This is a genomic window from Streptomyces griseus (assembly GCF_001715295.1).
GTDB classification, from domain to species: Bacteria; Actinomycetota; Actinomycetes; order Streptomycetales; family Streptomycetaceae; genus Streptomyces; species Streptomyces griseus_G.
Genome location: NZ_MDKB01000003.1, coordinates 265954 through 286591, shown reverse-complemented (window position 1 = coordinate 286591; position 20638 = coordinate 265954). Strand labels below are relative to the sequence as shown.

At 72.1% G+C, this 20638-nt stretch carries 13 protein-coding genes; 9 read left to right on the top strand and 4 right to left on the bottom strand.

All coding sequences use genetic code 11. From position 1 onward, the window contains the following. The first annotated feature begins 130 nt into the window (after positions 1-130). Together gltB and BA175_RS17520 are read left to right on the top strand one after the other, a co-directional pair. Complete coding sequence (gene gltB / locus BA175_RS17525) at positions 131-4690, top strand: glutamate synthase large subunit (protein ID WP_069172368.1); 4560 nt, start codon at positions 131-133, stop codon at positions 4688-4690. Beyond that, positions 4683-6143 (top strand): glutamate synthase subunit beta, encoded by a 1461-nt coding sequence (locus BA175_RS17520; protein WP_069172367.1) that lies wholly within the window; start codon positions 4683-4685, stop codon positions 6141-6143. Before gltB ends, BA175_RS17520 begins: the two co-directional genes overlap by 8 nt. Before the next feature lie 197 nt (positions 6144-6340). Here the strand turns inward: BA175_RS17520 and BA175_RS17515 are convergent, their stop codons facing one another. Then, complete coding sequence (locus tag BA175_RS17515) at positions 6341-7255, bottom strand: rhomboid family intramembrane serine protease (protein WP_069172366.1); 915 nt, start codon at positions 7253-7255, stop codon at positions 6341-6343. 406 nt (positions 7256-7661) lie between these two features. On the opposite strand from BA175_RS17515, the gene BA175_RS17510 reads away from it, so the two are divergent. The 3 genes from BA175_RS17510 (at position 7662) to BA175_RS17500 (ending at position 10719) form a co-directional block, all read left to right on the top strand. Continuing rightward, positions 7662-8162 (top strand): pyridoxamine 5'-phosphate oxidase family protein, encoded by a 501-nt coding sequence (locus BA175_RS17510; RefSeq protein ID WP_069173086.1) that lies wholly within the window; start codon positions 7662-7664, stop codon positions 8160-8162. A gap of 497 nt (positions 8163-8659) precedes the next feature. Next, complete coding sequence (locus tag BA175_RS17505) at positions 8660-8863, top strand: cold-shock protein (protein WP_015607926.1); 204 nt, start codon at positions 8660-8662, stop codon at positions 8861-8863. Between the two features lie 194 nt (positions 8864-9057). Next, the gene (locus tag BA175_RS17500; RefSeq protein ID WP_069172365.1) at positions 9058-10719 is read left to right on the top strand and encodes a DEAD/DEAH box helicase; all 1662 of its coding nucleotides are present in this window, start codon (positions 9058-9060) and stop codon (positions 10717-10719) included. A gap of 46 nt (positions 10720-10765) precedes the next feature. Here BA175_RS17500 and BA175_RS17495 read toward each other — a convergent pair whose 3' ends face one another. Beyond that, positions 10766-11911, bottom strand: a complete 1146-nt coding sequence (locus BA175_RS17495; protein ID WP_079159656.1) for an ankyrin repeat domain-containing protein — start codon at positions 11909-11911, stop codon at positions 10766-10768. A 36-nt stretch (positions 11912-11947) separates the two neighbouring features. After that, positions 11948-12877, bottom strand: a complete 930-nt coding sequence (locus tag BA175_RS17490) for a hypothetical protein (RefSeq protein WP_069172364.1) — start codon at positions 12875-12877, stop codon at positions 11948-11950. A gap of 286 nt (positions 12878-13163) precedes the next feature. On the opposite strand from BA175_RS17490, the gene BA175_RS17485 reads away from it, so the two are divergent. After that, positions 13164-13940 (top strand): S1 family peptidase, encoded by a 777-nt coding sequence (locus BA175_RS17485; protein WP_069172363.1) that lies wholly within the window; start codon positions 13164-13166, stop codon positions 13938-13940. A gap of 234 nt (positions 13941-14174) precedes the next feature. Here BA175_RS17485 and BA175_RS17480 read toward each other — a convergent pair whose 3' ends face one another. Next, entirely contained in the window at positions 14175-15980 is a 1806-nt protein-coding gene (locus BA175_RS17480) for a glycoside hydrolase family 35 protein (RefSeq protein WP_069172362.1), read from the bottom strand. 121 nt (positions 15981-16101) lie between these two features. Here BA175_RS17480 and BA175_RS17475 point away from each other — a divergent pair, with 121 nt between their 5' ends. The 3 genes from BA175_RS17475 (at position 16102) to pepN (ending at position 20378) form a co-directional block, all read left to right on the top strand. Beyond that, on the top strand, positions 16102-17013 hold the full coding sequence (locus BA175_RS17475; protein WP_069172361.1) for a helix-turn-helix domain-containing protein: 912 nt from the start codon (positions 16102-16104) through the stop codon (positions 17011-17013). Positions 17014-17024: 11 nt separating this feature from the next. Then, a complete protein-coding gene (locus tag BA175_RS17470) occupies positions 17025-17360 on the top strand; it encodes a chorismate mutase (protein WP_069172360.1) in 336 nt (111 codons plus the stop codon). A 459-nt stretch (positions 17361-17819) separates the two neighbouring features. Continuing rightward, positions 17820-20378, top strand: a complete 2559-nt coding sequence (gene pepN, locus BA175_RS17465) for an aminopeptidase N (protein WP_069173085.1) — start codon at positions 17820-17822, stop codon at positions 20376-20378. Positions 20379-20638: the final 260 nt, after the last annotated feature.

Genomic DNA, 20638 nt, shown 5'->3' with positions numbered 1-20638 from the left:
GGTGTCCGCATGTTGGAGCGGCCTATCCGCTTTCTGAGAAGCGTTCCATCATGTAACCTGCACGAAATTTCGCAGAGGGCCAACGTCGTCCCTCGGCACAGCACATGCCACGACGACGACGGGAGAGCCGATGCGTTCCGACGCCTGGTCGCCCATGGACGGTCGCCCCGTTCAGCAGGGGATGTACGACCCCCGTAACGAGCACGACGCCTGCGGCGTCGGGTTCGTGGCCACTCTGACCGGTGTGGCCAGCCATGAGCTGGTCGAGCAGGCGCTGACCGTACTGCGCAACCTCGAACACCGCGGCGCCACCGGATCCGAGCCCGACTCGGGTGACGGCGCCGGCATCCTTCTTCAGGTCCCGGACGCCTTCCTCCGCGAGACGGTCGCGTTCGAGCTCCCCGAGGCCGGCTCGTACGCCGTCGGTATCGCCTTCCTGCCCGCGGACGACTCCGCCCAGGCCGTCCGGCGCATCGAGAAGATCGCCGCCGAAGAGGGACTCGACGTCCTCGGCTGGCGTCAGGTCCCGGTCACCCCGGACATCCTCGGCAAGGGCGCCCGCGCCGTGATGCCGGAATTCCGCCAGCTGGTCGTCGCCGACGGCACCAGCACCGGCATCGCCCTGGACCGCAAGGCGTTCGTCCTGCGCAAGCGCGCCGAGCGTGAGGCCGGGGTGTACTTCCCCTCGCTCTCCGCCCGCACGATCGTCTACAAGGGCATGCTCACCACCGGACAGCTGGAGCCGTTCTTCCCCGACCTCTCCGACCGCCGCTTCGCCACCGCGATCGCCCTGGTCCACTCCCGCTTCTCCACCAACACCTTCCCGAGCTGGCCGCTCGCCCACCCGTACCGCTTCGTCGCGCACAACGGCGAGATCAACACGGTCAAGGGCAACCGCAACTGGATGAGGGCCCGCGAGTCCCAGCTCGCCTCCCGCCTCTTCGGAGAGGCCCGGCTCGACCGGATCTTCCCCGTCTGCACCCCCGACGCCTCCGACTCCGCGTCCTTCGACGAGGTCCTGGAGCTGCTCCACCTCGGCGGCCGCTCCCTGCCGCACTCGGTGCTGATGATGGTCCCCGAGGCGTGGGAGAACCACGCCTCCATGGACCCGGCCCGCCGCGCCTTCTACCAGTACCACTCCACGATGATGGAGCCCTGGGACGGCCCGGCCTGTGTCACCTTCACCGACGGGACCCAGGTCGGCGCGGTCCTCGACCGCAACGGCCTGCGCCCCGGCCGCTACTGGGTCACCGACGACGGCCTCGTCGTCCTCTCCTCCGAGGTGGGCGTCCTGGACATCGACCCCGCCAAGGTCGTCCGCAAGGGCCGGCTGCAGCCGGGCCGGATGTTCCTCGTCGACACCGTCGAGCACCGCATCATCGAGGACGACGAGATCAAGGCGTCCCTGGCCGCCGAGAAGCCGTACGAGGAATGGCTGGAGACCGGCGAGATCGAGCTCGAGGACCTCCCCGAGCGCGAGCACATCGTCCACACCCACGCCTCCGTCACCCGCCGCCAGCAGACCTTCGGCTACACCGAGGAAGAGCTCCGCGTCCTCATCGCCCCGATGGCCCGCACCGCCGGCGAACCCCTCGGCTCCATGGGCACCGACTCCCCGATCGCCGCCCTCTCCGAGCGCCCCCGGCTGCTCTTCGACTACTTCACCCAGCTGTTCGCCCAGGTCACCAACCCCCCGCTGGACGCCATCCGCGAGGAACTCGTCACCTCGCTGCGCTCCACGCTGGGCCCCCAGGGCAACATCCTGGAGCCGACCGCGGCGACCTGCCGCAACGTCGCCCTGCCCTTCCCGGTCATCGACAACGACGAGCTGGCCAAGCTCATACACATCAACGCCGACGGCGACATGCCGGGCCTCAAGGCCGTCACCCTGGCCGGCCTCTACCGGGTCGGCGGGGGAGGCGACGCCCTCGCCGCCCGCATCGAGACGATCTGCACCGAGGTCGACACCGCCATCGAGGACGGCGCCCGCCTCATCGTCCTGTCCGACCGGCACTCCGACGCCGAGCACGCGCCGATCCCCTCGCTGCTGCTCACCTCGGCCGTCCACCACCACCTCATCCGCACCAAGCAGCGCACCCAGGTGGGCCTGCTCGTCGAGGCCGGGGACGTCCGCGAGGTCCACCACGTCGCCCTGCTCATCGGCTACGGCGCCGCCGCCGTCAACCCGTACCTGGCGATGGAGTCCGTCGAGGACCTCGTCCGCGCCGGCACGTTCATCGAGGGCATCGAGCCCGAACAGGCCATCCGCAACCTCATCCACGCCCTCGGCAAGGGCGTCCTGAAGGTCATGTCCAAGATGGGCATCTCCACCGTCGCCTCCTACCGCGGCGCGCAGGTCTTCGAGGCCGTCGGCCTCGAAGAGGCCTTCGTCGCCCAGTACTTCAACGGCACCGCCACCAAGATCGGCGGCGCCGGACTCGACGTCGTCGCCAAGGAGGTGGCCGCCCGCCACGCCAAGGCGTACCCCGCCTCCGGCATCTCCGCCTCGCACCGCGCGCTGGAGATCGGCGGCGAGTACCAGTGGCGCCGCGAGGGCGAGCCCCACCTGTTCGACCCGGAGACGGTCTTCCGCCTCCAGCACGCCACCCGCAACCGCCGGTACGACATCTTCAAGAAGTACACCGGCCGGGTCGACGAGCAGTCCGAGCGCCTCATGACGCTCCGCGGCCTGTTCGGCTTCAGGTCCGGCCGGACACCGGTGCCCCTCGACGAGGTCGAGCCCGTCTCCGACATCGTCAAGCGCTTCTCCACCGGCGCCATGTCGTACGGCTCCATCTCCCAGGAGGCGCACGAGACCCTCGCCATCGCCATGAACCAGCTGGGCGGCAAGTCCAACACCGGCGAGGGCGGCGAGGACGCGGAACGGCTGTACGACCCGGCCCGCCGCTCGTCCATCAAGCAGGTCGCCTCCGGCCGCTTCGGCGTGACCAGCGAGTACCTCGTCAACGCGGACGACATCCAGATCAAGATGGCGCAGGGCGCCAAGCCCGGCGAGGGCGGCCAGCTGCCCGGCCACAAGGTGTACCCGTGGGTCGCCAAGACCCGGCACTCCACCCCCGGTGTCGGCCTGATCTCGCCCCCGCCGCACCACGACATCTACTCCATCGAGGACCTGGCCCAGCTGATCCACGACCTGAAGAACGCCAACCCGGCGGCCCGCATCCACGTGAAGCTGGTCTCCGAGGTCGGCGTCGGAACGGTCGCCGCCGGAGTCTCCAAGGCCCACGCGGACGTCGTCCTCATCTCCGGCCACGACGGCGGCACGGGCGCGTCCCCGCTCACCTCGCTCAAGCACGCGGGCGGCCCCTGGGAGCTCGGCCTCGCCGAGACCCAGCAGACCCTGCTCCTCAACGGCCTGCGCGACCGCATCGTCGTCCAGACCGACGGCCAGCTCAAGACGGGCCGCGACGTGGTCATCGCCGCACTGCTGGGCGCCGAGGAGTTCGGTTTCGCGACCGCGCCGCTCGTCGTCTCCGGCTGCGTCATGATGCGCGTCTGCCACCTGGACACCTGCCCGGTCGGCATCGCCACCCAGAACCCGGTCCTGCGCGACCGGTTCTCCGGCAAGGCCGAATACATCGTCAACTTCTTCGAGTTCATCGCCGAAGAGGTCCGCGAGATCCTCGCCGAGCTCGGCTTCCGCACCATCGAGGAGGCCGTCGGCCACGCCGAACTCCTCGACACCGAGCGGGCCGTCACGCACTGGAAGGCCCAGGGCCTCGACCTGGAGCCCCTCTTCCACGTGCCGGAACTCCCCGAGGGTGCCGTCCGCCACCAGATCGCCGCACAGGACCACGGCCTGGCCAAGGCGCTCGACAACGAGCTGATCAAGCTCGCCGCCGACGCCCTCGGCGCCGACAGCGCCGAGACGGCCCAGCCCGTCCGCGCCCAGATCGCCATCCGCAACATCAACCGGACCGTCGGCACCATGCTCGGCCACGAGGTCACCAAGAAGTTCGGTGGCGCCGGCCTGCCCGACGACACCATCGACATCACCTTCACGGGCTCCGCCGGCCAGTCCTTCGGAGCGTTCGTCCCGCGCGGGATCACCCTGCGCCTGGAGGGCGACGCCAACGACTACGTCGGCAAGGGCCTCTCCGGCGGACGGGTCGTCGTCCGCCCGGACCGCGGCGCCGACCACCTCGCCGAGTACTCCACCATCGCGGGCAACACCATCGCCTACGGGGCGACCGGCGGCGAGGTCTTCCTCCGCGGCCGGACCGGCGAGCGCTTCTGCGTCCGCAACTCCGGTGCCACCGTCGTCTCCGAAGGCGTGGGCGACCACGGCTGCGAGTACATGACCGGCGGCCACGCCGTCGTCCTCGGCGAGACCGGACGCAACTTCGCCGCGGGCATGTCGGGCGGCATCGCGTACGTCATCGACCTCGACCCCCGCAACGTCAACACCGGCAACCTCGGCGCCGTCCAGCCCCTCGACGACACCGACAAGCAGTGGCTGCACGCCGTCGTGCGCCGCCACCAGGAGGAGACCGCCTCCACGGTCGCCGAGAAGCTGCTGTCCGACTGGGACACCGCGGTGACCCGGTTCAGCAAGATCATCCCGTCCACCTACAAGGCAGTGCTCGCCGCCAAGGACGCCGCTGAGCTCGCCGGTCTCTCCGAGCAGGAGACCACCGAGAAGATGATGGAGGCGGCGACCAATGGCTGACCCCAAGGGCTTCCTGACCACCGGACGCGAGGTCGCCAGGACCCGTCCCGTCGGCGAGCGCGTCAAGGACTGGAACGAGGTCTACGTTCCCGGTTCGCTGCTCCCGATCATCAGCAAGCAGGCCGGCCGCTGCATGGACTGCGGCATCCCGTTCTGCCACAACGGCTGTCCCCTCGGAAACCTCATCCCCGAGTGGAACGACTACGCCTACCGCGAGGACTGGTCCGCCGCCTCCGAGCGCCTGCACGCCACGAACAACTTCCCGGAGTTCACCGGGCGGCTGTGCCCCGCTCCCTGCGAGTCGGCGTGCGTCCTCGGCATCAACCAGCCCGCCGTCACGATCAAGAACGTCGAAGTCTCCATCATCGACAAGGCCTGGGACAGCGGAGACGTCACCCCGCAGCCGCCCGAGCGCCTCTCCGGCAAGACCGTCGCCGTCATCGGCTCCGGCCCGGCCGGACTGGCCGCCGCCCAGCAGCTCACCCGGGCCGGCCACACGGTCGTCGTCTACGAGCGTGCCGACCGCATCGGCGGCCTGCTCCGCTACGGCATCCCCGAGTTCAAGATGGAGAAGTCGCACATCAACCGCCGCATCGAGCAGATGCGCGCGGAGGGCACCAAGTTCCGCACCGAGACCGAGGTCGGCCGTGACATCGACGCGGCGAAGCTGCGCCGCCGCTACGACTCGATCGTCATCGCCGCCGGCGCCACCGTCTCCCGCGACCTGCCCGTACCGGGCCGCGAGCTGAACGGCGTGCACTTCGCGATGGAGTACCTCCCGCTCGCCAACAAGGTGCAGGAGGGCGACCTGACGGTCTCCCCGATCACCGCCGAGGGCAAGCACGTCGTCGTCATCGGCGGCGGCGACACCGGAGCGGACTGCGTCGGCACCGCCCACCGGCAGGGCGCGGCCTCCGTCACCCAGCTGGAGATCATGCCGAGGCCGGGCGAGGACCGTAACGCCGACCAGCCCTGGCCGACCTTCCCGATGCTCTACAAGGTGACCTCCGCGCACGAGGAGGGCGGTGACCGGCTCTACTCCGTCTCGACCACCCACTTCGAGGGCGACGAGGACGGCAACGTCCAGTCCCTGCACCTCGTCGAGGTGGAGTTCAAGGACGGCAAGCTGGAGCAGAAGGCCGGCACCGAGCGGGTCATCCCGGCCCAGCTCGTCACCCTGGCCATGGGCTTCACCGGCACCGACCAGGCCAACGGCCTGGTCCAGCAGTTCGGCCTCGACCTCGACGCGCGCGGTAACATCGCACGCGACGAGGACTACGCGACCAACGTCGACGGCGTCTACGTCGCCGGTGACGCGGGCCGTGGCCAGTCCCTCATCGTGTGGGCCATCGCCGAGGGCCGCTCCGCGGCACGCGGCGTGGACCGCTACCTCACCGGCGCCAGCGCGCTGCCGGCCCCGATCCGCCCGACGGACCGTTCCCTGACGGTCTGATCACGGCACACGACGTCCCGTACAACGGCGTACGGAACTGAACACGGCGCCCGCCTCGTCCCCGACCGGACCAGGGCGGGCGCCGTGGCGTGTCCGGGGCACCGGCACGGCCCCCGGCCGTGACCTCCCGGCCCGGTCCACCGGACGGCCGCCCCCGCGGGAGGAGCGCGCTCCCGCCGGCGCAGCCCCGCGGACCGTCAGGCGGCGCCCGTCAGCGCGGCCGTCCTCACCGTCACCACCAGCGCCAGCACCACCAGCAGGACCGCCCCGCCGGCCAGCTGCGCCACCGAGGTCCGCAGCCTCGCCGGAGCGTAGGCGAGCGCGTACGTCACCAGCCCACCCGTCAGCAGCCCGCCGAGATGGCCCTGCCACGACGTGACCGCGGCGGAGACGACCATCCACAGCAGCAGCACGACCATGAACCGATTGACCGGCTGCATGTCGTGGCCCAGGCGCCGGCTGATGACGTAGTACGCCGCGCCCAGACCGAAGACCGCACCCGAGGCGCCGACCGTCAGGGTGTCCGGCGCGAGCACGTACACCAGCACCGAACCGCCCAGCACGGACAGCAGGTACAGCGCCAGGTACCGCGCCCGGCCGAGCCGGCCCTCGACCGCCCGGCCCACGTTCCAGAGCGCGAACATGTTGAAGATCAGGTGCATCACGCCGAACGACGCGTCCGGCGCCTGGTGCAGGAACCCGCCGGTGAGCAGCCGGTACCACTCACCGCCGGCCACACCGACCAGATCGAAACCGGGGAAGGTGTCACCCCTGTAGTAGTACTGCGCGCCCGCCGGGTCGGTCAGCGCCGCACCCAGCATCCCGAACCGGTCCACCGTCCCGGCCACCACCACCTGGACGAGGTAGGCGACGACGTTGACCCCTATCAGTGCGTACGTCACCAGGGGCGTCGCGGCCCGCGGTACCGCGCCGCCGAACACGGAGCGGGCCTGACGGACCGACCGCTGCCCCTCCCGCACGCACTCCACGCAGTGATGTCCCACAGCGGCCTCCCGCATGCAGTCGGGACACATGTAGCGGTCGCAGCGCGTGCAGCGCACGTACGTCTCGTACGACGGGTGGCGGTAGCACGCGGTGGGGGCGGCCTCCATGGCCGGCTCCTTCGTTCGGGGGCGGGGAGGAGGAGCCGCGGGGGCGGCGGCGATCAAGATAGCGAACGCGGGCAAGGGCGGCGGACCCGGGGGCGCGGCCGCCCCGAGGACGGTCCCGTGAGGGTTGTCCCGCGATGCGCGGCGGGACCGCGACGACGGCTACGGTCCCTCGCCGCGTCGTGGGAAGGTCCCTGCACCTCCCGTATGCGGACGTCCCTCCGCCGTGCGAACCACCGCATCCGACGCCGCACGCCGATCCACCGGGGACTGCCGGACAGCCCTCGGGCACTCGCCGCCGGGCACCCGGCCGGCACCCACGGGCGGACGGCGTCCGATCCGGTGACGCCGGCGGAACGCCCGCCGTACCCGGCCGGGGGTGCCGGCGTCACAGGGTTTCATGGCGCCCATGACACCGAGTTCCTGGCACGACTTCCACGCGGCCGAACCCGTCTTCGCCGACACGGTGCGGAAACGCTTCCAGCAGTACAAGCACCACGTCCTGGCCACCGTCCGCAAGGACGGCTCGCCCCGCGTCACCGGTCTGGAGGTGGAGTTCCGCCTGGACCACCTGTGGCTCGGCATGATGCCGAACTCCCGCAAGGCCGTGGACCTGCTGCGCGACCCACGCTTCGCGCTCCAGGCCAACCCGGGGCCCGACGCCACCATGGCCGACGGAGACGTCCGGATCTCCGGCCGGGCGGTCAAGGTGACCGACCCCGGCGTCCGGGCCCGCTTCGCCGAGGAGGTGACACCCCCGGAGCCGTTCCTCCTCTTCAGCGCCGAGCCGGACGAGGTGGTCCGTACCGCCATGGACGGTGACGACCTCGTCGTACAGGTCTGGCGTCCCGGCCACCCGCTGCGCACCCTGCGCAGGGCCGCCGACGACAGCCCGGTACGCGAGATGTGACCCCCTCCCGCCGGCCTGGTGGGTCCCTGCGCCGGTGCGGCCGGGGTTCACCCGCCCGGCGGCCGTGTCCCGGGGCGGCACCGTCCGCCACCGCAGGGGCGGCTGTTCCGGCGGGTGCGGTACTCCGGCGGAAACCCGGGCGGAGAACCTCCCCGGCGGCCGCGATCCACCGCACGGCCGGGGACACTCAGCCCTGCGGGGAACTCCGGGAAAAGCCCAGGGGAACCTTTCCGGAACCCGCCGGGAACGGCGCCTCGTACCCCCTGGTCAGCGAAGTCCGCCGCGCGGCGGAGGGAGCCTGTCCTGCCGCCCGCCGGAAGAACGTGCTACGGTTGTCCCGTTGCAGTTTTGGTACCCATGAACTTTATGTGCGCCTGACGGGAACCCTCCTCAGGCGCTTTATTGTTTTCCGGCTTTCTCCGGATGGGGCTCAATGCGGCGACTTGGAATCCGTGAAGTGCGGATTCTCGGCACTGCACCTCTTTTAGGAGAATGACATGGCTACTGGAACCGTGAAGTGGTTCAACTCGGAAAAGGGCTTCGGCTTCATCGAGCAGGACGGCGGCGGCGCCGACGTCTTCGCCCACTACTCCAACATCGCCACCCAGGGCTTCCGTGAGCTCCAGGAGGGCCAGAAGGTCTCCTTCGACGTCACGCAGGGCCAGAAGGGCCCGCAGGCGGAGAACATCGTCCCGGCCTGATTGCCGGACGCGTACCTCGCAGCCGGGGCCCGCACCGAGAAGGTGCGGGCCCCGGTTTGTGCTGTTTTCGGCTCACCCTCCCGGTTGGCTCCCTTTCCGGGACACCTGCTCTGTGCTTGCATCCTGGGGCGCACATCAAGCAGTCCGCAGCAGTCGGCAGTAACCCCAGGAATCCCCCAGGAGGGCAATTCCGTATGACCCGCTCCGAACGCCAGGACCGACCGACCCGCAACCGCCCCGCACGGGGACGCGGAACGGACCGGGCACAGGCGAACCCCCGAGGAACAGGCAAGGCGCCGGCCCGGCGCAGGCCCGCGGCCCAGCAGGGCGGCGAATTCGCCCTGCCGGAGACCATGACCCCCGCCCTGCCCGGCGTCGAGGCGTTCGCCGACCTGGACATGCCCGCCGCGCTGCTGAAGACCCTCGCCGCGCAGGGCGTCACCGACCCCTTCCCGATCCAGGGCGCCACCCTGCCGAACTCGCTGGCGGGCCGGGACATCCTCGGCCGCGGCCGCACCGGCTCCGGCAAGACCCTGGCCTTCGGCCTGGCACTGCTGGCCCGTACCGCCGGCCGACGCTCCGAGCCGCACGCCCCGCTGGCCCTGGTCCTCGTACCCACCCGGGAGCTGGCCCAGCAGGTGACCGACGCGCTGACGCCGTACGCGACCTCCGTGAACCTGCGTGTGGCCACCGTCGTGGGCGGCATGTCCATCAGCAGGCAGTCCGGGGCCCTGCGCCGTGGCGCCGAGGTACTCGTGGCCACCCCCGGGCGGCTCAAGGACCTCATCGAACGCGGTGACTGCCGGCTCGACCAGGTCGCGATCACCGTCCTGGACGAGGCCGACCAGATGGCGGACATGGGCTTCATGCCGCAGGTCGTCGCCCTGCTCAAGCAGGTCGAGCCGGACGGGCAGCGGATGCTGTTCTCGGCGACCCTCGACAAGAACATCGACCGGCTGGTCAAGATGTTCCTCACCGACCCGGTCGTGCACTCGGTCGACCCGTCCGCCGGTGCCGTCACTACCATGGAGCACCACGTGCTGCACGTGGCGGACGAGACGGAGAAGAAGGCCGTCGCCACCCGCATCGCCGCCCGCGACGGCCGGGTGATCATGTTCGTGGACACCAAGCGCGCGGCCGACCGCTTCGCCAAGCGGCTCCTGGCCAGCGGCGTGCGGGCCGCCGCCCTGCACGGAGGCCGGTCCCAGCCGCAGCGCAACCGGACCCTGGACCAGTTCAAGACCGGACAGGTCACCGCGCTCGTCGCGACGAACGTGGCGGCCCGGGGCATCCACATCGACGACCTCGACCTGGTCGTCAACGTGGACCCGCCGACCGACCACAAGGACTACCTCCACCGCGGCGGGCGTACGGCCCGCGCCGGTGAGTCAGGAAGCGTCGTCACCCTGGTACTGCCCGAGGAGAAGCGGGAGATGACCCGGCTGATGGCCGACGCGGGCATCGCGCCCCGGACCACCCGGATCAAGTCCAGTGACGAGGAGCTCTCCCGCATCACGGGGGCCCGCGAGCCGTCGGGCATAGCGGTCGTCATCGAGGTACCGCAGCCGACGCAGCCCAAGCCGCGCACGCGCGGCGGCGGTTCGGCCGCAGGCACGGGCACGGGCGGCACCGTCCGCTCGGGCAGTCGCGGCCGCGGACGGCGTGGCGGTTCCGGTGCCGGTACGGGCGCCGCGGCGGCGCAGGGCGCGGGCGCCCCGCGCGGCGGCGCCGGACGCGGCGGCGCCGGACGCGGCGGCGCCGGCGGAGCGGGCGCTACCGGCCGCGGAGCCGGGGCCGGCCGCGCCGGTGGCACCGGCCGCGGCAGCGCGCCCGGACGCGGACGCCGGGCCGCCTGACGGCGGACTCCCGGGGCGGCCGGCCACGGCCGGCCGCCCCGCCCGGTCAACGGGCCCCGGACGGACCCTCGTTCGCGGGGCCGTCCGTCGGCTCCTCGTACTGACCCAGGGCCCGCCGCGCACGGGTGGCCACCGTCGTGTCCACCGGCCCGTGCGCCGGTTCACCTGCCGGCCGGGGCGCCGGCACACCCCCCGGCTCCCGTGCCAGCTCCCGCAGCAACGGCACGGCCCGCGCGGCGAACGGCTTCGCACCGTCCCGGAAGCCGAGCCGCGCGAGCACGTCCACGCCGAGCACCCGGCGCAGCGGATCGCCGCCCGCCGTCCAGGCGGCCGCCGCCTGGAACGTCTCCTCGTCGCCGCGCTCCCACAGCGTCCCGACGACGACCAGCCAGTTCTCCGAACCCGGGTCGCCCTGGCGCAGCGCCCGTGCGGCCAGTTCCTCGAACGGCGCCCGCAGACCCAGTTCGCTCTCCAGCAGCGTCGCGATCGCTCCGTGTCCCGTCTGCCGGTCCACCGACGCGTAGGGCTCGCCGTCCCGCAGCAGTTCGAGGGTGAGCGTCACCCCGCCGTCCACCGGCGTGCGGCGCACCCGGGCGTCGTCCGCCACGTCCCCGTACATCGCCCGCAGGGTCCCGCGCAGCTCCCGCTCCACGTCCGTCGTGCGCCGGGCCTCCTCCAGCGCCCGCGTCAGATCGCGGGCGCCGTACCGCAGGAGCACCCGGACCGTGGACACCGAGCCGCGCCGGGCCGCGACCAGCAGGGGTGACTCGTCCTGCGGGCCCGGCAGGTCCGGGTCCGCCCCGTGCGCGAGCAGGATCTCCGCGACCCGGGCGTGGCCCAGCCCGACCGCCCACCGCAACGCCGTGAAACCGAACTCCTCGCGCAGACCGGGGTCCGCCCCGGCGGCCAGGAGCGCCTCCACGACCTCGGCGTGACCCCCGCACGCCGCCCCGCACAACGGCAGGTCACCCCCGCCCGGGCCGCTCGCCCGGTTCGGATCCGCGCCCGCCGCGAGCAGCAGCCGCACCGTGCCGGGCAGGTCCGCCACGGACGCCAGATACAGCGCGGTGGTCCCCTCCCCGTCGCACGACTCGGCGGACACCCCCGCGCGCAGCGCCCGTAGGACGGCGTTGTCGTCCTCGTACAGCGCGTCGAGGAGCCCGCTCGCGCCTTCGGCCGGACCGTCCGTCATGGTCCAACCCTACGGCGGCCCCCGAACCCACCCGTCTCAGGTGTCGCACTCCAGGACCGTGCCGCACAACCCGCACCGGGCGCGCACCCGGCCCCGGACGGGAACCCGGACGCGCTGGCAACAGGTGGGGCAGGCGAAGACCACCCGCAGCCCGGCGGCGTCGCCCTCGAACGCGTAGGGAACACCCGGCTCCCGGTGGGTGCCCGGACGTTCGCGGGCCCGGCGCCGGTCCTTCGCGTACCGGTGGCGCCCCGTCCACCCCGCGGCGGTCAGCGGCGGCCGGCGCAGGTCGCGCAGCGCCTCCTCCCGGCCTCTGGTGTACGCCGTGTACGCCTGGGGGCTGGTGAACCAGACGGACGGGTCCTCACCGAAGAGCAGGGCACGCTTGGCCAGTACGTAACCGAACTCCTCCGGGGTGAGGTAGCCGAGCTTCTGGCTGGAGTCCGCATCCTGACGGAAGGCGTCCAGCAGGAGCCAGCCCGCGCCGAGATAGGCCGTCACCGTGTCGGTGAGGATCTCGTTGTCCCCGGTCCCGGGGAACTCCAGACCCAGCCGGTGCAGCAGGACATGGGTGATCTCGTGCGCCAGTGCGGCCCCGATGTCCCTGCGGTGCGTGCGGAAGCGGTCGTTGAGCTCGACGAAGTACTCCGGGCCCGCGGTCAGTTCCACGGCGGCGGCGTGCTCCATCGGGCGGAAACCGACGATGACACGCGCCTCCGGCAGAAGCAGGTGCCGTACGAGGGCGTGGGCCACCCGCTGCGCGCCGAGGTGCAGGTCGTCGACGTCGGAGAAGGCGGCGTCGGCCGGGACGAGGCTGGTGGCGTACCGGGCCACGCCGTCGGGGGAGACCCGCCGGTAGAGCGCGGTGATCGCGGACCGGACGGTGTCCAGATGCGGGAACCCGCGGACGACCGGACCGCCGCCCCCGCCGTCCGGCGCGTCCCGCACGCCGTTCACGTCCTTCATCTCCGGACCCCCCGTCGGTGACGCCCGATGGACCTTCACTGTAGGGGGACCCGCGGGGGAGAGGGTGGGTTGACCGCTCCGGGATCTTGGCCGGAAAGTCGGCCTTGTGGAATCGGAGAACACTTCCCGATAATCGGTCCACTCTTGTCGGGGGCATGCCCAGTGCTGGCGTGTCGCCCCGAACCGGAGCCGTACGTCCGCACACCGGCACGTCCGCACACCGGCACCCTCCGCACGCCTGCACCAGCAGCCCCCACCGTTCCCCCGGACGAAAGCAGGCAGTCAGTTGAAGCAGCTTCTGCGCGCACTCAAAAGGTGTTCCGTCATAGCCGCGGTGGCCCTCGCCACCCTCAGCCTCCAACCCTCCGGCGCCTCCGCGGCCCCCACCCCCGTCGTCGGCGGCACCCGCGCCGCCCAGGGCGAATTCCCCTTCATGGTCCGGCTCTCCATGGGCTGCGGCGGCGCGCTCCACACCCCGACCATCGTGCTCACCGCCGCGCACTGCGTGAGCGGATCCGGCACCAACACCTCCATCACCGCCACGGCCGGCGTCGTCGACCTCCAGTCGTCCGCCGCCGTCAAGGTCCGCTCCACCAAGGTCCTCCAAGCCCCCGGCTACAACGGCACGGGCAAGGACTGGGCCCTGATCAAGCTCGCCCAGCCGATCAGCCTGCCCACCCTGAAGATCGCCACCACCACCGCCTACGACACGGGCACCTTCACCGTCGCCGGCTGGGGCGCGGCCACCGAAGGCGGGAGCCAGCAGCGCTACCTGCTGAAGGCGACGGTCCCCTACGTCTCCGACTCCGTCTGCCAGCAGTCCTACGGCAGCGACCTCGTCCCCGGCGAGGAGATCTGCGCCGGATACGTGAGCACCGGCGGCGTGGACACCTGCCAGGGCGACTCCGGCGGCCCCATGTTCCGGAAGGACAATGCCGGAGCCTGGATCCAGGTCGGCATCGTCAGCTGGGGCGAGGGCTGCGCCCGCGCCGGTTACCCCGGTGTGTACACCCAGGTCTCGACCTTCGCCTCCGCCATCGCCTCCGCGGCCGCGACGCTCTGACCAGGACGTGAGCCGTCCCACCGGCCCCCACCGCCCGACCCGGACGTGATCCTCGCACCCGGGTGCGACCGCCGGGACCGGCCGTGACCGACCGCACTCCGGAGCGGCCGTCCGCATCGGGCGCGACCTGCCCGCACCGGACACGCCCCCTCGGACCGGCCGCGGCCACCCGAACCCCGTCGCGACCGCCCGCACCGGCCACGCCCCTCCGTTCCCGGCCGCACCCGGCCCGGATCACCCCTGCGCGTGCCCGGGGGCGCCCGTCCTGACGGGCGCCCCCGGGCCCAGCTCCACGTACGGGGCCCCCGCCTCCTCCAGCTCCAGCACCCACACCTCGTTGGCCCCCTCACGGAGTACCGGACCCGGTACGTACCACGTCGACTGCGGCCCCGCCGACCGGTAGCGGCCCAGACAGAAACCGTTCACCCAGACGAACCCCCCTGCCCAGCCGGGGAGTTCCAATCCGGCGTGATCCGCCTCCGCCGCCCCCGCCAGGTCGAAGACCCCCCGGAAGAGCCCCGTCGGCCCCACCTGCCCGGCCTCCCCGAACGGCAGCCCCGCCACCGCCCCCGGCGTCTCGAAGGCGTCCAGCCGCAGCGCCCGTGCCCGCACCCCGTGCAGGAACTGCCGCTCGTGCAGCACCCCGGCCGTGATGCCCTTCGGCTCACCCAGCCGCGGCCCGTAGTTCACCCGGCCCAGCGACTGCACCCACAGCTCCACCGCCGCCGGACCCGCGACCGGCGCCTCCAGCGTGGGCTCCTCCTCCGTCAGCACCCCCGCCCGGACCCCGTCCACGTACACCACGGCCCGGTCCCGCAGTCCCGCCGCACACAGCGGGTACGGCTGCCGCTCGCCGGGCACCTCCACCCGGTAGCGCACCACACCCCGGTCCACCCCCAGCTCCTCGAACGTCGGCGGAACCCCCGACTCCGGACCCTCCGGATCACCCAGCGCCTCCAGCACACCCGCCAACGGCACCCCCTGCGTCAGCTCCACCCGCACCCGCGCACCCAGCCCCCTCGGCTCCTCCGGCAGCGCCGGCAGCGGACCGTCCGCGTACTCGGCCAGCACCGAGCGCATCCGCCAGAACTTCTCCGCCGGCCGCCCGTACTCGTCGACGGGCGCGCCGTAGTCGTACGACGTCACCGTCCCCGCCAGCACCCCGTCCTGCAGCGGACCGGAACGGTTCGCCCCCGCCCAGCCACCGAAACTCGTCCCCCCGTGCGCCATGTACACATTCACCGAGGCCCCGCACTCCAGGATCTCCCGCAGCGCGTCCGCCGCCTCCCCGGGATCACGCACCACCGGCGCCGCCCCCCAGTGCTCGAACCACCCGCACCAGAACTCCATGCACATCAGCGGCCCACGCGGCCGGTGACGGCGCACCACCTCGAACGCCTCGCGCGCCCCCGAACCGAAGTTGACCGTGACCGGCACACCCGGCACCGAACCACCCGACAGCATGTGATCCTCGGGACCGTCCGAGGTGAACAACGGCACCGTCACCCCGCACCCGCGGAGCAACCCCGTCAGCTCCTCCAGATGCACCGCGTCGGAGCCGTAACTCCCGTACTCGTTCTCGACCTGCACCATGATCACCGGACCGCCCACCGTGATCTGCCGCTGCACCACCTGCGGAAGCAGTGCACCGAACCACCGCCGCACCGCCGCCGTGTACCCCGCGTCCCGCGTCCGCACCCGGCGCCCGAACCGCCCCGTCACCCACACCGGCAGCCCGCCGTTCTCCCACTCCGCGCAGATGTACGGACCCGGCCGCACGATCGCCATCAACCCGGCCCGCCCCGCCGCGTCCAGGAAACGGCCCAGCGCTCCCACGTCCCGGAAGACGCCCTCCCGCGGCTCGTGCAGATTCCACGGCACGTACGTCTCCACACAGTTCAGGCCCATCGCCCGCAGCATCGCCAACCGGTGCCCCCACTGCCCCTCGTGCACGCGGAAGTAGTGCAACGCCCCCGACAACAGGCGCACAGGCCGGCCGTCCAGCCGGAAATCGTCATCGCCCACGGTGAAGTCAGCCATCGCCCCGTACGCTCCTCTGCGCTCCGATGCCGGGCTTCACCCTCGCCCCCTGGTGCCCGGCCCGTCCATGGACAAAGATCACTCGTGCTTGGACCCAGCACCGACAGGAGGTGGAAGGCCGATGTACCACACCTGGATGCGCTTCTTCACACCCAGCCCGCACCACCACCGGCTCGGACTGGCCTGCCTCGGCGTCGGCCTCCAGCACGGCGCCCTGCCCACCGTCGGACCGCGCACCCTCGACCACCACGTCGCCGTCCTCATCAACGCCGGCAGCGGCTGGTTCCACACGACCGACGGCCGCCGGACCGCCGTCACCGCACCCAGCCTCATCTGGCTCACCCCCGGCATCCCCCACCACTACGGCGCCGACCCCACCGGCTGGGACGAGAGCTTCGTCGACTTCACCGGACCGGCCACCACCACCTACACCGAACTCGGTTACATCGAGCCCGACCGTCCCCTCGTCCCCCTCACCGACACCTCCGGCCCACGCGCCGCCGTCAGCCGCATCGTGCGCGCCGCGCACCGCGGCAACCCCCTCCTGGACGTCGAAGCCGGCGCCGCCGTCCACGAACTCCTCGTATCGCTGCGCCGGGCACGCGCCGACACCGGACCCGACGGCGACTCCGTACTCAAAGCCCTGGCCCGCGAAGCCTGCCGGCCCCTCTCCGTCGCCGAACACGCCGCCCGCCACAACATGACACCCGCCGAACTGCGCACCGCGGTCCGGCGCGGAGCCGGCTGCAGCCCCAAGGACTACCTGCTGAGCATCAGACTCGGCCGCGCCAAGGAACTCCTCGCCGCCACCGACCTCCCCGTCGCCGCCGTCGCCCGGCGCGTCGGCTACGACGACCCCGCCTACTTCTCCCGGCTGTTCGCCCGCCGCGTCGGCACCGCACCCGTCCGCTTCCGCGAACAGCAGGCCCACAGCGTCCCCGGCGGCTGGAGCGACCGCGTCCCCGACCCCGACCACCCACCGATGGTCACACCCCCGCAACCCGGGCCCGGCACCCTCCCGCAGAGGCCGTAAGCTCGCTGCCCATGACCACGAGCGACATCGACGCGGCCGTCACCGCCGAGCTGAACCGACTGCGCGAGAGCATCGACAACATCGACGCCGCAGTCGTCCACATGCTCGCCGAACGGTTCAAGGCCACCCAGCAGGTGGGCCACCTCAAGGCCGCCCACCACCTCCCGCCCGCCGACCCGGCCCGCGAGGCCCGCCAGATCGCCCGGCTGCGGCAGCTCGCCGAAAGCGCCAAGCTCGACCCCGCCTTCGCCGAGAAACTGCTGAACTTCATCGTCGCCGAGGTCATCCGCCACCACGAGCGCATCGCCGAGGAATCCACCGGCGACCGCCCGTCCCCCCGCACCTGACCTCCCTGCCGAAACCCCACGGCGGACCCTGCCGGTACTTCGGCCGGCCCCGTCGGCCGGCTCCGTCGGGATCTGCCCCGTCGGGATCCGCCCCGGCACCCCCGGCCCACCCGGGCCCCGTCGGACCGCTGCCCCGGACCGGTCCGCCCGACCGTCGTCCTGGCCCGGCCGGACCACTGCCCCACCGGCCGCCGACCACCACTCCGGACCGGCCCACCGGACCGCTGCCTCCGGACCGGCCCACCCGGCTACGGCCCGGGCCGGCCCGAAGGAGCCCAAGGAGGCGCCGAGGAGCCCCACCCCGGGCCGGTCCGCCGCACCACCGCGCCGATCACGCCCGACGGAGCCACCGCACCACCGCGCCGATCACGCCCGACGGAGCCACCGCACGGCAGGGCCCGCCCCGGCCTACCGGAACCCCCCTGCACAGCGCCCCGCCCGTACGGCAGCATGGGCGGCATGTCCGTACTGACGCGCAACGAAGCGCAGACCCGCGCCCAGCTCCTCGACGTACACCGGTACACGATCGACCTCGATCTGACCACGGGAGACGACACCTTCGACTCCCGCACCGTCATCCGGTTCACCGCCACCACCTCCGGAGACACCTTCGTCGAGCTCAAGCCGGACACCCTGCGCTCGCTCAGCCTCGACGGACAGCCCCTCGACCCCACCGCCCTCACCGGCAACCGCTACCCGCTCACCGCACTCACCCCGGGCCCCCACGAACTGCGCGTCGACACCGCCATGCGCTACTCCCGCACCGGCGAAGGCATGCACCGCTTCACCGACCCCGCCGACGGGCACACCTACGTCTACACCCAGCTCTTCCTGGACGACGTCCAACGCGTCTTCGCCGCCTTCGACCAGCCCGACCTCAAAGCGGTCTTCGACCTCACCGTCGCCGCACCCGAGGACTGGACCGTCCTCGGCAACGGCACCGCCACCCGCGCCACCGACGGCCACTGGACCATCGCACCCACCCCACCGATCTCCACCTACCTCGTCGCCGTCGCCGCAGGCCCCTGGCACTCCGTGACCACCCACCACGCAGGCCTCCCTTTCGGTATCCACTGCCGCCGCTCCCTCGCCCCCCACCTCGACACCGACGCCGACGAGATCCTCACCATCACCCGCGCCTGCTACGACCGCTACCACCAGAAATTCGACGAGCCCTACCCCTTCGACTCCTACGACCAGGCCTTCGTCCCCGAATTCAACGCCGGCGCCATGGAGAACCCCGGACTCGTCACCTTCCGCGACGAATTCATCTACCGCTCCGCCGTCACCGACACCGAACGCCAGACCCGTGCCATGGTCATCGCCCACGAAATGGCCCACATGTGGTTCGGTGACCTCGTCACCCTCACCTGGTGGGACGACATCTGGCTCAACGAGTCCTTCGCCGAATACATGGGCTACCAGACCCTCACCGAAGCCACCCGCTTCACCGACACCTGGGTCGACTTCGGCGTCGCCCGCAAGGGCTGGGGCTACGACGCGGACCAACGCCCCTCCACCCACCCCGTCGCCCCCGACCCCGAAGCCGTCCCCGACACCGCCTCCGCACTCCTCAACTTCGACGGCATCTCCTACGCCAAGGGCGCCTCAGCCCTACGCCAACTCGTCGCCTGGCTCGGCGAGAAGGACTTCCTCGCCGGCATCAACACGCATATCGCCCGCCACAAGTTCGCCAACGCCACCCTCGCCGACTTCATCGACAACCTCGCCTCCGCCACCGACCGCGACGTCCACACCTGGGCCGCCACCTGGCTCCGCACCACCGGCATCGACACCCTCACCGCCCACGTCGAAGCCACCCCCCGCACCTGGACCCTCACCGTCGACCACCACGGCACCCGCCCCCACCGCATCGCCGTCGGAACCTACGACCACAGCCTCGACACCCAGTCCGGCACCGGCCAACTCGTCCTGCGCGACCGCTTCGAACTCGACATCCCCCCGACCGGCACCGGCACCCCCACCACCCGGCCCGGCCTCCGCCCCGCCCTCGTCGTCCTCAACGACAACGACCTCACCTACGCCAAGATCCGCCTCGACCCCACCTCATGGGACACCGCCCTCACCGGCCTCTCCCACATCCCCGACCCCCTCACCCGGGCCCTCCTCTGGAACACCGCCCGCGACATGGTCCGCGACGGACAACTCCACCCCACCACCTACCTCACCGCCGCCCGCACCCACCTGCCCCACGAAACCGACCTCGCCCTCCTCCAAGGCGTCCTCGGCTTCGCCGCCACCCACATCACCGACCGCTACCTCACCCCCCACGACCGCCCGGCAGCCCTCGCCACCCTCACCGGCCTCTGCCGCGACCTCCTACGCCGCACCGAAGGCCTCACCGCCAAGGACTGGGAACACACCCCCGGTACCACCCACCCCACCAGTCCCGACCCCGGCCTCCGCCTCACCGCCGTACGCCACTTCATCGACGCCGCCACCCAGCCCGACGCCATCCAGGACTGGCTCGACCAGGGCACCGTCCCCGGCGGACCCGAACTCGACCCCGAACTCCGCTGGCGCATCCTCACCCGCCTCGCCGTCCTCGGCGCCACCGACGACACCACCATCACCCGCGCACTGCACCAGGACCCCAGCGCCACCGGACAGGAAGGCGCCGCCCGCTGCCGCGCCGCCCTCCCCACCCCCCACGCCAAAGAAGCCGCCTGGCAGGCCATGTTCACCGACGACACACTCTCCAACTACCTCTTCACCGCCACCGCCCAAGGCTTCTGGCAACCCGAACAGAGCGAACTCCTCCACGACTACGTCGCCCGCTACTACCCCGACGCCACCGCCCTCGCCGCCCGCCGCGGCCCCGCCCTCGCCGAAGCCGCCGCACGCCACGCCTTCCCCACCCACGCCGTCGACCCCCACACCCTCCAACTCGGCACCGACACCCTCCACGACCACACCCTCACCCCCGCCCTCCGCCGCGGACTCACCGACCAACTCGACGACCTCCGCCGCGCCCTCGCCGTACGCGACGCCCACTGACCCACCCGCGGCACCCCCGCACCCGTGCCCGGCCCCCGACACCCCGAGGGCCGGGCACAGCCATGCGAGGCGCCCATACCAGCCCCCCACCCCCCACCCCACCCGCACCGCACAGCAGTACCCCTTTCGGGTCCCAATCGTTGGGCTCTTCGGCCGCACCTCCCGCACACCGGACAGGCTGACCCCACCGCCCCCGCGCACCCGAAGGACCACACCACCCATGCCCACCCCACCCCTCGCCGGAGGAACCGCAGGCCCCA